At 41.1% G+C, this 11,873-nt stretch carries 11 protein-coding genes and 1 pseudogene; 5 read left to right on the top strand and 7 right to left on the bottom strand.

What is annotated here, in order from left to right; genetic code table 11:
- Positions 1–68 precede the first annotated feature (68 nt).
- Positions 69–602: a peptide-methionine (R)-S-oxide reductase MsrB gene (gene msrB / locus B5Y40_RS05010; protein ID WP_079685593.1), complete on the top strand. Its 534-nt coding sequence runs from the start codon at positions 69–71 to the stop codon at positions 600–602.
- Positions 603–781: 179 nt separating this feature from the next.
- Here the strand turns inward: msrB and B5Y40_RS05015 are convergent, their stop codons facing one another.
- From B5Y40_RS05015 to B5Y40_RS30165, 3 genes and pseudogenes are all read right to left on the bottom strand, one after another.
- On the bottom strand, positions 782–1,384 hold the full coding sequence (locus tag B5Y40_RS05015; RefSeq protein WP_079685594.1) for a hypothetical protein: 603 nt from the start codon (positions 1,382–1,384) through the stop codon (positions 782–784).
- A 53-nt stretch (positions 1,385–1,437) separates the two neighbouring features.
- Positions 1,438–3,549, bottom strand: a complete 2,112-nt coding sequence (gene scpA, locus B5Y40_RS05020) for a methylmalonyl-CoA mutase (protein WP_262497179.1) — start codon at positions 3,547–3,549, stop codon at positions 1,438–1,440.
- A 27-nt stretch (positions 3,550–3,576) separates the two neighbouring features.
- Positions 3,577–4,662, bottom strand: a pseudogene (locus B5Y40_RS30165) (methylmalonyl-CoA mutase family protein); the annotation flags it as partial.
- Positions 4,663–4,855: 193 nt separating this feature from the next.
- Here B5Y40_RS30165 and dnaA point away from each other — a divergent pair.
- Complete coding sequence (dnaA, locus tag B5Y40_RS05025; RefSeq protein WP_079685595.1) at positions 4,856–6,283, top strand: chromosomal replication initiator protein DnaA; 1,428 nt, start codon at positions 4,856–4,858, stop codon at positions 6,281–6,283.
- 127 nt (positions 6,284–6,410) lie between these two features.
- Here the strand turns inward: dnaA and B5Y40_RS05030 are convergent, their stop codons facing one another.
- Positions 6,411–7,157 (bottom strand): LytR/AlgR family response regulator transcription factor, encoded by a 747-nt coding sequence (locus tag B5Y40_RS05030; protein ID WP_079685596.1) that lies wholly within the window; start codon positions 7,155–7,157, stop codon positions 6,411–6,413.
- Between the two features lie 26 nt (positions 7,158–7,183).
- Positions 7,184–8,260 (bottom strand): sensor histidine kinase, encoded by a 1,077-nt coding sequence (locus B5Y40_RS05035; RefSeq protein ID WP_079685597.1) that lies wholly within the window; start codon positions 8,258–8,260, stop codon positions 7,184–7,186.
- Between the two features lie 209 nt (positions 8,261–8,469).
- Here B5Y40_RS05035 and B5Y40_RS05040 point away from each other — a divergent pair, with 209 nt between their 5' ends.
- The 3 genes from B5Y40_RS05040 (at position 8,470) to B5Y40_RS05050 (ending at position 10,053) form a co-directional block, all read left to right on the top strand.
- Positions 8,470–8,865 (top strand): DUF1761 domain-containing protein, encoded by a 396-nt coding sequence (locus tag B5Y40_RS05040; RefSeq protein WP_079685598.1) that lies wholly within the window; start codon positions 8,470–8,472, stop codon positions 8,863–8,865.
- 117 nt (positions 8,866–8,982) lie between these two features.
- Positions 8,983–9,489, top strand: a complete 507-nt coding sequence (locus tag B5Y40_RS05045; RefSeq protein ID WP_079685599.1) for an NADH-quinone oxidoreductase subunit A — start codon at positions 8,983–8,985, stop codon at positions 9,487–9,489.
- Positions 9,490–9,498: 9 nt separating this feature from the next.
- On the top strand, positions 9,499–10,053 hold the full coding sequence (locus tag B5Y40_RS05050) for an NADH-quinone oxidoreductase subunit B (RefSeq protein ID WP_079685600.1): 555 nt from the start codon (positions 9,499–9,501) through the stop codon (positions 10,051–10,053).
- Here B5Y40_RS05050 and B5Y40_RS05055 read toward each other — a convergent pair.
- Both B5Y40_RS05055 and B5Y40_RS05060 read right to left on the bottom strand, forming a co-directional pair.
- Positions 10,025–11,092 (bottom strand): DNA polymerase beta superfamily protein, encoded by a 1,068-nt coding sequence (locus tag B5Y40_RS05055; protein ID WP_079685601.1) that lies wholly within the window; start codon positions 11,090–11,092, stop codon positions 10,025–10,027. The two genes, B5Y40_RS05050 and B5Y40_RS05055, sit on opposite strands and share 29 nt — an antisense overlap.
- The gene (locus B5Y40_RS05060) at positions 11,089–11,838 is read right to left on the bottom strand and encodes a nucleotidyltransferase domain-containing protein (protein ID WP_079685602.1); all 750 of its coding nucleotides are present in this window, start codon (positions 11,836–11,838) and stop codon (positions 11,089–11,091) included. Before B5Y40_RS05060 ends, B5Y40_RS05055 begins: the two co-directional genes overlap by 4 nt.
- Positions 11,839–11,873: the final 35 nt, after the last annotated feature.

Below are 11,873 nucleotides of genomic sequence, written 5' to 3' on the forward strand. Positions count from 1 at the left end.
CGGACAAAACGAATTAAACCAAATCCGTTTGATTCCTGTTTAGCGTATATATACAGAAAAATTGAACTATGCATAAAGTCATTTTAGTCGTCCTGGTTGCCTTTCAGCTTTATTCCTGTACTGGAAATAGCCAGCCTTCGGAGAAGCAGAAAAAAGAGAAAGCCAAAATGTCAGCGGATACAAACAAAGTGATCAATCGCACTGAAGAAGAATGGAAAGCCATGCTTACGCCAGAGCAATATTCTGTTCTTCGTGAGAAAGGAACGGATCGTCCATTTACCGGGAAATACTATCTACACAAAGACAACGGTATGTATGTGTGTGCGGCATGCGGTAACGAACTTTTTACATCCGATATGAAATTCGATTCGGAGTGTGGGTGGCCAAGTTTTGACAAGGAAATTGAAGGTGGAAAAATCAAGAAGGTGGTGGATCGCTCACACGGTATGGTTAGGACTGAAATTGTATGTGCACGCTGTGGTTCTCACCTCGGACATTTATTTGACGATGGTCCTACCTTGACAGGACAACGGTATTGTGTGAATTCAACGTCCATCGATTTTACGAAGGATGATAAAAAAGATACGAAGGATAAGAAATAGCACTTTTTGCTTACAGGTCGCGCTGTTCATGACAGGTTAAAACCCTTTAAGGATCAGCGAGACCCTTTTTATTTTACCTTCTTTGCGTGATATTCAATATGTAATTAACAACGGATAAGGTTACTGCGAATGGATGCAATATATAGGTATATAAAATGACGTTGCTACTGTACATTAATTTAATAGGTGGAATTAAATAAATTTTTAAGGAATTCCTCTTTTTGAAATTTCTCGATTGTATTAGAATAAAGATCGGAATATACCATGAGTTCTTTCTGTTCGATATGATATCTTATTAGGAAATTGTGATATGCTTTTTTACGGATATCATCAGGTTGCCCTGTTATGCCTATATCATAGTCGATAAAAGCGAGTTCAGTGAATATTAGAATGCGATTATTGTCTAATAAGCAAGTGTGTATTATTCTGTAGTTGCCCAACGTAGTTAAGCTTCGGATATAGTTTAATACGAGGTTAAATCCATCTGCAGTTAAGTTAGGGGTTTTGTTGTAAGGCATATCAAGTGATAGTGAATATTCCTCTGCCTTTAGTGGATTCTTAATGATGTCATTTATAGTTTTTTGGTTGGAAATTTTGCTGACAACGAACAAGCCTGTTCTAAACACAACGAAAAGTACTCCTCCAATAACAACTGTAGCTACGGTTAGTAGCTTATAAAATACAAAATCTGTTATGTCTGGATCAAAAATATCCTTTGTCACTTTTTCAGTACAAGATGTAACGAATATGAGCAGAGTAAACAGGTTGACTTTTTTATTCACAGACTCTTAACTAAAAAGTCGGTTAACAAGATGTTTTGCTAACCTGCTATATATTATTGATCAATAAGCTTTTTGAGGATTTCTTTTGCAGCTTCTGTAATTACAGTGCCGGGACCGAAAATAAATGACACCCCGGATTTATATAGATAGTCATAGTCCTGTTGGGGAATCACTCCTCCTGCAACAACCATAATATCAGGTCTGCCAATTTTCTTCAGAGCCTCTATAAGTTCAGGTACAAGTGTCTTGTGTCCACCGGCAAGGCTGGATGCACCTACTATATGTACATCATTTTCTGCGGCTTGCATGGCCACTTCGTCCGGTGTTTGAAAAAGAGGCCCTATATCAACATCAAAGCCGAGATCGGCAAAGCTTGTTGCAATTACTTTCGCGCCACGATCGTGACCATCCTGGCCCATCTTGGCCACGAGTATACGTGGCCGTCTTCCGTCCAGTTCAGCAAAGTGATCGGAGAGGGCACGAGCTTCTTCAAATTCTTTCTGACTTTTCATTTCTCCTGAATATACTCCTGAGATAGACCGGATGGTAGCTTTATATCTTCCGAATACTTTTTCTAACGCTGAAGATATTTCTCCCAACGTTGCGCGCTTGCGAGCCGCGTCTACAGCAAGTTCAAGTAAATTTCCGGTTCCACTTTCGGCACTGCGTGTCAGCGCTTGTAACGCAGCTTCTACGTCTTCTGCATTACGTTCTGCACGTAATGTTTGCAGACGAGCCACTTGTTCATTGCGCACCGCTGTATTATCTACTTCTAAAATATCAAGTATAGCTTTCTCATCGGTCTGGAATTTATTGACGCCAACAATTACATCCCGGCCTGAATCAATGCGCGCTTGCTTGGCAGCCGCGGCTTGTTCGATGCGCATCTTCGGTATACCACTCTCGATCGCTTTCGTCATGCCACCTAACGCTTCAACTTCTTCAATAAGCTCCCAGGCCTTTTCAGCAAGTTCTGCTGTCAGGCTCTCTATATAGTATGATCCTCCTGCAGGGTCTACTACTTTTGTTACATCGGTTTCTTTTTCAATGAAGAGTTGTGTGTTGCGTGCAATGCGTGCAGAGAAGTCTGTTGGTAATGCAATTGCCTCATCAAGAGAGTTGGTGTGCAATGACTGCGTTCCGCCTACTATAGCAGCCAATGCTTCTATATAGGTACGCGTTACATTGTTATATGGATCTTGCTCTGTCAAGCTCCAGCCTGAAGTCTGGCAATGTGTTCGCAATGCCATTGACTTTGGATTTTTAGGATTGAATTGCTTCACTACATACGACCAGAGCAATCTGCCGGCACGCATCTTGGCAATCTCCATAAAGAAGTTCATACCAATTCCCCAGAAGAAGGAGAGACGTGGTGCGAAGTCATCGATCGCTATACCTGCTTTTAAACCGGTACGGATATACTCTAATCCATCTGCAATGGTATAGGCTAATTCTATATGTGCAGGAGCCCCGGCTTCGTGCATGTGATACCCGCTGATGCTGATGGAATTGAACTTCGGCATGTGCTTGGAAGTATATTCAAATATATCCGCGACAATTTTCATGGAAGGTGCGGGAGGGTATATATAGGTATTCCTCACCATGAACTCTTTTAAAATATCATTTTGAATCGTACCACTGAGCTGTTGTGGCTTTACACCTTGTTCTTCTGCGGCAACAATATAGAATGCCATGATTGGTAACACGGCACCATTCATCGTCATCGATACGGACATTTTATCAAGCGGAATCTGGTCGAATAAGATCTTCATGTCCAATACCGAATCGATAGCAACTCCTGCTTTACCAACATCGCCTGTTACACGGGCGTGGTCAGAATCATAACCACGATGTGTTGCAAGATCAAAAGCTACCGAGAGACCGCGTTGACCTGCTGCTAAATTTCTGCGGTAAAAAGCGTTCGACTCCGTTGCTGTAGAGAAGCCTGCATACTGACGGATTGTCCACGGTTTGATAGTATACATCGAAGCATACGGTCCGCGCAGGTAAGGAGGTATACCGGCGGTATACCCTATATGTGTAAGGTGTTCTGTATCAACTTTAGTATAGGATGGTTTTACTTCTATTTTTTCAGGACTGATCCATCCTTCATTGGTTCGCTTGGTTGGTTCGGGTTCTTTTCCAAAGGGCGATTGATCGGGTATATGTTTACTGTGTGTAGTAAAATTCTTCCAGGCTGCTTCCGCGAAAGCGTGTACCATATCTTCCAATATATAGGCACCGGCAAATGCATCACTTACTTTATCGAGGTGCGATTCTTCGCGCAGTATAGTGGATACGTTGCGACTGATCCTGCTCATCATGGAATTGTTTTCATCTTCGGCATGAATTGTAAGCGAGTCACAGCCTCCAAGCACAGCACTCATCGCAACAGATGTTCCTTTCAACATGTTGCCGTGCGGCTGAAAACGTTCCTCGGTAAATACTTCGGAGCGTGCGTGAATGTGCAGGTCGGAAGCACTGAAATCGCGAATAGATAATATTTGTATGACGCGATGCCACAAGAAACGAAGCGTTTTTAGCTTGGCTATCTCCTGTAGAAAATTTTTACCTATAGGTATAGAGAAAGCAATTTGATGGACAGCAGTGGAGTTATGTATACCTTCACCTTTTAGCGTATCAAGAATTTTTACACCTTCCAGAAGAGCACGCGTGATTTCCTCAACAGGCGTCTCGGTGGAAAGAATTACTCCGAATGGGCGAATTTTTTTCTGAGAAGAAAATAAAGCTGAGACAGCTTTATAGTTTGTTGGTTGATTCTTCAAGAATATATTTCCGGTCAGTGAATCCGTTAGGAAACCTCTTTTCGATATATACTCTGAAAGGTGTGTAACAAGTTGCTCACTGTTCAGTATATATGAAACCGAACAGTACGGCCAATCTATTCCTTGTAAAAGCGCATTGAAATCAATAGTTGAATGATCGGAGAGATCAAATACAACGCCATCTGCGCCCTGCGATAAATATTGTAATGCCGACGTATTGGCTGTCGCTACATTGGTTACACGGATGCTGGGAGAATTTAACCAGTAACGTGGCCCGGCAAACAAGGTACACGATGGAGAAAGACTGAAAGCAGTGGAGGGTGTATTGCTGGAATCATAATATGGCTTGAATATCAAACCATTAGCATTTGTCCAGGATAGTGCGCTAACGTCTTTCCCTTCATTCTCGAGTGAAGCTGCCCGTTGCCAATCTTCATTTTTAGTTTGAGGAAAAATTTCCTGTAATAAATCACGGAATTTTTTTTCAGCCATATTTAAAGCAATTCAACCCAATTTTACTTAAGTTTTTACCAACCTCTTGCGTTTTAATTTTAATATTTTTGGAAGCACATTTTTTTCTGAAAAATCAAGGAGAACGCGACTTGTTTTCTTAAGCTCTTTTTTTACATCTTTGTCTCCCTTTCTCTAAAAGGAAACTGAAAATCCTAACAAATTCAGAGCTTAAATGGAAGTCACAAGTGGTACAGTATGGAACGATTGTCTTGAAGTAATTCGCGAGAATGTAGGCGAAGAGAACTTCAATACGTGGTTCAAACCAATCGCCCCTCTTCGTGTGGATGGCGATGTGCTCACTATTCAGGTGCCTTCTCAGTTTTTTTACGAGTGGCTGGAAGATAATTATGTTCCCGTGCTCAAAAAAGCAATTCACACGGTACTCGGTCCAACGGGACGGCTGGAGTATTCCGTTGTTGTTGATAGCGGTGATAAGCAAACACCACCTGTATCGGTAAGTTATCCGGTAAACGGAGCCGGTAACAGAAGAAGCGCTGTTAATGGAAATGCTTTTGGTTCTGACGATTATTCTCCATTTACCTATAAAGCACTTAACCCTCAAACGGTTAACTCCCGGTTAAACACAACCTATACCTTCGATAACTTTGTAGAAGGAGATTGTAATCGCCTTGCGCGCTCTGCAGGTTTGGCGGTTGCTAAAAAGCCAGGCGTTACTTCGTTTAACCCTTTGATGCTTTACGGAGGTGTGGGTGTTGGTAAAACTCACCTCGTGCAGGCTATTGGTAATGATATCAAGAACAACATGCCCAGCAAGGTAGTGTTGTATATCGATCAGAATGATTTTACAACGCAGTTCCTGAACGCACTGCAAAATCATAAAGTACAAGAGTTTCAAAACTTTTATCTCCAGGTTGACTTATTGATATTGGATGATGTGCAGTTTCTTGCCGGTCGTGAAAAGACGCAGGAGATGTTCTTCCATATCTTTAATCAATTACACCAGTCGGGCAAGCAGATCATCATGACCAGTGATTGTCCGCCACGTGATATGAAAGGTTTCCAGGAAAGATTACTGTCACGCTTCAAGTGGGGATTGACAGCAGATTTACAGGAACCTGATTTTGAAACGAAGCTGGCCATCATCAATCGTAAAATGCTGGCGGATGGCATTCAGATTCCAACCGAAGTGTCTGAATACCTAGCGTATAGTGTTGATACCAACCTTCGCGATATGGAAGGTGTGTTGAACTCGCTGATCTTCCACGCTACGTTGTTGAAAAAAGAAATAGACCTCGAGCTGGCAAAAGAAGTTCTCAAGAATATAATTAAAGAAATTCAGTCTGACGTTAGCGTTGATTTTATTCAGAAGACTGTTTCAGAATATTTTAAAGTCGATCTCGATGCCATGAAAGGCAAAGTAAAAAAACGCGAGATCGTAATTCCCCGGCAGGTAGCCATGTATTTCTGCAAGCGCTATACACAACTTACCCTGGCGTTGATCGGAGAAAATTTTGGAGGCCGTGATCACAGTACAGTGATTCACGCACTGGAATCTGTAGAAGACATGATGAAAACAGATCCAAACTTCAAAGCTTCTGTTGAAGAGCTCGGTAAGAAGTTGAAACTACGCGTTAGTTAATATAGTCGTTATTCGTAGTGTGCTTTTGCGTTGCTGATTGTGGATGCTGCAAAGTATATATTGAAATCACTTCGTGTGGGCTTTGATATTCGTAACGGAATGTAACAACTAACAATAACGTTTTCTTCTAGCGTCCTTCAATCCAAAGTCTGAATTCAGGCGCAGTCTCCTTGCTCACATATACTTCTTCCTTCATTTCGGGATTTAGAAAAACTCTGATCTTCCCGTTATCCGGTTTAAACCGTTCGATCGATTTAAGATTGGCTATATATTTACGATTGAGCCTGAAAAAGCTTTTAGGATCAACATCAGCTTCCAACTCTGCCAGGTTTTTATCGAGGATCAATTGACGTCCGCTGAAGTCTTTTGCAAATACAATTTTATGCTCGGTATAGAAGTACGCGACTTCACCGATATCCAATGCCACAAACTCAGTTCCTTTCTTTGCTATAATTCTGTTTCGAGTGGGAGCAGGTATAGGTTGAATGAGTTTCAAAATATTTTCATGGAGAAAGTGTGTACGTAGCGTTGCTATTTTCTCCAGCGAACGTTTTAACTTTTCTTCAGTAATAGGCTTCAGTAAATAATCAATAGAATTGAATTCGAAACTTTCCAGCAGATATTTATCATACGCAGTAGTAAAAATTACCGGAAACTTTACAGGATATCGTCTGAAGATTTCGAAAGAGTGATCATCGGAAAGCTGAATGTCAACAAAAGCAAGATCGGGTGAGGGGTTTTGTGATAGCCACTGAATGGAGTCTTTTACACTGCTAAGTTTCGCCAGTATAGATATAGATTTATCCAATGAAATCAACATGGCTTCCAGTTTTGCCTTGGCGAGGAGTTCATCTTCAATAATAATAACGTTCATGGTGGTAAATGCTTGCAGTACTAAATTTAGTTTGATAAAGGTATAAGTGGGAGCGCGACATTGAATTTTCCATTTTCATTCCTGGTATATATACCTTTCCCGGTAATAATCTTGAAGCGTTCATCCAGATTCTTAAGACCAATTTTTGATGAATGTTGAATGCTGCGCTTGGGTTGAATCTTATTGCTGATCGTTAATATACCATTCGTAATGGAAAGTGAAACCAGCAGAGGATCGCGTTCAGAGATTTCATTGTGTTTTACCGCATTCTCGAGTGCTACGAATGCTGATATAGGAGGGATAAGATATTCTTTAGTCGTTGTGCCATTAAAGCTTTTTTGGATGTCCAATGCTTGTCCAAAACGAAGTTTTAAAAGTGCTGCGTATTTCTCCATAAAATTGAATTCATCTTCGAGGAGAACCAGTGTTCTTTCTTTTTGTGCTAATATATACCGGTATACATCCGCCAGGTTCTCCGTGAATAATATTGCTTTCGATGTATCTGTACTGATCAGATACGAAAGGCTGTTCAGCGAGTTGAACATGAAGTGCGGATCGATTTGATTCTTCAAGGCTTCCAACTCGGCTTCCGCTTTAGCGCGCGATAACTCGGCGTTTTTTACCTGTTCGCTTTGTTGCTCCTTTACCATGAACACCGTTTCATATACATGTATCACGAACAATACACAGATAACATTTACAAGGGCAACTATGAGGATGGTATCCCAATGTATAAAATCAAAACCAGCCCACCGATACCACATACAAATCCACGCAATGGTAAGCGGTGTGGTATAGAAAATGTTATTCATGAAAAGCAGTATGAGCTTTTCAATGGGCTTGTCGAACCACGTAAACCGCTTGCGTGTCCGAAACATCAGGTAACGATTTCCCTGCCAGATTATCGCAGCAAGTAAAATGAAAAAGATATAGCCTGCCCAGTATTTACCATCACGGTAAGTGAGATCTCCGAAGATTCCCGTAACGTTAGGGATCACAATTCCGAAGAAAGGGATGCCAATGAGCCGAATCGTTTTATCGTTCAACTCCACCTCCGGTAATTCGGATTCATCAGGATGTATATCTTTTCCGGTTGAGGTCATGGAAGTGCCGCTTCAGTAATTCATTTCGGTTTTGCGTGTATAAAGTTCACAATTTCAGAGCGTAGTTCAATGTTCTGAAGGGTAAGTATAAAACAAAACGATTAATGCAGTACATTGAATCAAGGAAGACTGTAATTGTAATATATCTATTATAACGCATCACCCTATATTTCTTTATATAACTAACCACCTACCTAAATAATTAGAATATGGACATTAATTACTGGGCTATTCTCGCAGCAGCCGTTTCAACCTTTGTAATCGGAGGCATCTGGTATTCACCTGCAGTCTTTGGTAAAGCATGGATGCGTGAAAACGGATTTACAGAAGAGAGCATGAAGAATGCAAACATGGTAAAGATTTTTGGACTGGCATTTTTACTTGGATTGATTGCAGCGGTTAACCTTGCCATGTTTATGGGACCCGAAGATAAACCTGAGATGGGCGCCTTGTGGGGTTTTCTGGCAGGCTTTGGCTGGGTTGCAACCTTTGTGGGCACACATTACCTCTTCGAAAGAAAATCATTCACACTGTTTTTGATTAATGCCGGATACAGCATTGTAGCACTTACAGTGATGGGTGTGATCATCGCTGCCTGGAAATAGTAACGTCAGATATTAATGAAGAACTATCAGGAGAACTGCTGATGCATTCTCCTGATCACTCTATTCAACAAAAGCAGAAAGAATTAACTTCTTGTTATATATTTGGTTTCATAAATTATGGACCAACAATATCTTTCAGCTTTCGGAGAAGTACTATTGTTCATTATAGGCGGTATTGTATTTATACTGGGCACATTTCTTTTGTCCAGAGTGGTTCGTCCGAATCGCCCGAATCCTGAGAAGCTCGCAACCTATGAGAGTGGGGAAGAACCTATTACGGCTGCATGGACGCAGTTCAACATCCGTTTTTATATTGTAGCACTGATATTCTTGTTGTTCGAAGTGGAGATCGTTTTTCTTTTTCCATGGGCAACAATTTTTGCCAACGAGAAACTGATCGCGGAAACTAACGGTGCGTGGGGATGGTTTTCATTGATAGAGATGGTAATCTTTATTTTCGTACTGGCACTTGGATTGGCGTATGCCTGGGTAAATGGCCACCTGGATTGGGTAAAGCCTGATCCGCGTCCTACTGAAGTAAAATCGGTAGTTCCAAAGGAATTATACGATGCCATCAATACAAAGTATAAATCGAGACACAACGACAATCAAACGTCTCTATAATTTTTGAAGATGAAGGGATTACTGGATCAGCGATTTGAACAAGGTGGTGTGATTGTAACACGGTTGGATGATCTGCTCAACTGGGCGCGGTTGTCTTCCATGTTTCCCATGACGTTTGGTATAGCATGCTGTGCTATTGAATTCATGAGCACGGGCACAACTGTATATGATATGGATCGCTTTGGTATGGCGCCACGGTCATCACCGCGGCAGGCTGATGTAATGATCGTTGCCGGAACGGTAACATTCAAGATGGCCGATCGTATCAAACGACTATATGAACAAATGGCTGAGCCTCGCTATGTGATCTCGATGGGCTCGTGTTCAAATTGTGGAGGCCCATACTGGCAGCATGGTTATCATGTAGTAAAAGGTGTTGATCGCATCGTTCCTGTAGATGTATATGTACCGGGTTGCCCACCGAGACCCGAAGCTCTCATTGGAGGTTTTTTAAAACTCCAGGAGAAAATTCGAAACGAGAGCTTAATGGCACCTACGGCTATTGAGAAGTTGATGGAGAACCAACCCGTGGCGATTACCGATAACACACTTCCCGTATCTTGACGAGGAGATCCTCTGCAATTTTTTGATCAGGTGCATCGGGTAAGTCAGATGTTTTAAACAGGCTATCAACCAGTGCTATTTTTTCTTCAGCTTGCTTCAATAAATCTTCATACAGAAATTCTCCTGCACGTACACGTAGTAACCAATCACGTTCCTGCCGTCTTACGTTTACTTGTTTATACTGTGCAATTTCTTCAGCCATGTTCAATAGCCGGAACACGTGCATCATATTTTTAGAATCATAATTTTTGCCATGGCTAATTGTGTTGCTATAGCGTTCTTCATTTCGTTTTTCAACCCAATCCCAATACTCCTTATACTCGCGGCAATATATAGAGTAACCATCTTTATTGAAGCTCATGACAGCAACCGGTGCTATATCCTTCGGGAAAGAACTCAAGGAAACATCCTGCGCTTCTTCACCTGAATAGATTCCATGTAAGAGGATAGATTCTTTGAATTGAGATGCATGATATATAGCATGTAAATCGCGCATGTGATCGATGCGCACTAAGCCGCAATCTTCTTGCAAATAGTGATTATGTGTAAGCCATTGTTGTAATGATATGGATCGCTGACCTTGAATGACATAGCAGAAGTCTAGTATAGATTTACGCTGTTTGTCTATGGGGTTGAGTATCTTTTTGTTTAAGCCACGTGCTTTTTTTATCTGTGCATAAGCATACCCCGCAAAGCTCTGATTGCAAAGTCGCGATAGAAATATATCAGCATTAATATACTCCATTGCAGGATGTTTCAAGAGAATACAATCCTGTGGAGTGTTCAATAGTTCAAGAATGTTCGGGTTGTTCTTCGTTAGCAGATCAATGAATTTTTTTAATTCAAGATAGACTTCATCGTTCGTTTCGTTGTTGATCTGATCGGTGTATTGAAGCCCGTAAAATTCTTTTATCGGCAAAATGAAGACTCCCTTTATATCTGTATCAGAATGCGGTAAGGCTAGTCCGTAAGCCTGGCTGCCACTGATACACTTCAACAGAAGAGACGATGGTTCGTTATGTAATTGCTGAAGAGTCATTGTATATAATTTCTAAAGAGTCTATTTAATGAATCGGATTTACCTATAGGAGGCACTTTGTCAGGGACAAGATTTTCGCAATAAGCAATCTGATCACGGATAAACTGGTGAAGCTCCTCAATGGGTTTAATTGTAAATTTTTCGTCTACTTGCTCTTTTTGTTTTAAAAGATCATCAACTATACTCGTAAGGTCTCCGTCCAGATATTTTCGAAGTGTGCCAAATTCCATAGGAGGAACCTCCTTTTTATCGGCAATCCACCGGCAGGCCAAAATTGGACGAAGTGCGTAAAAATATTTCTTAAGACGAATCTCTGCGCCACTGAGTTCGGTGTCAAAAACAGTTTTCGTCATACTCAAATAATGATGCATCAAAGCTCTCGGAGAAAAGTACTCCGGAAACAATAGTCTGATCGATGACAGAAATATATCATCAGCCCTATATATGATTGGGGATTGAAGCCACTCGTAAAGTGGTCCATTCGATTTTCTGAAAAGGCGAAGCGCTTTACGAAGTTCCCATCCATTGATATCCAAAAGATCATTGATGGGCAATTCAATGACATCACGTTGCTCATCAATACCTAAATAGAAATCTTGAAAGTGAACGTAAATAAAACGGACATCGTAGTCGCTGTCAGTTGAGGCGAAGCCCCAACCCCTGCTGCCAGATTCGCAGGCAAAAAGAATTTTTATTTGATGGATACGCTTCAGTTCATCAAGTTTCTGTAGAATAATACTTTTCATGAAATCACTTCAGTATATAATTATGAAAATGTAAT

The sequence above is a fragment of the Ohtaekwangia koreensis genome, from assembly GCF_900167975.1.
GTDB classification, from domain to species: Bacteria; Bacteroidota; Bacteroidia; order Cytophagales; family Cyclobacteriaceae; genus Ohtaekwangia; species Ohtaekwangia koreensis.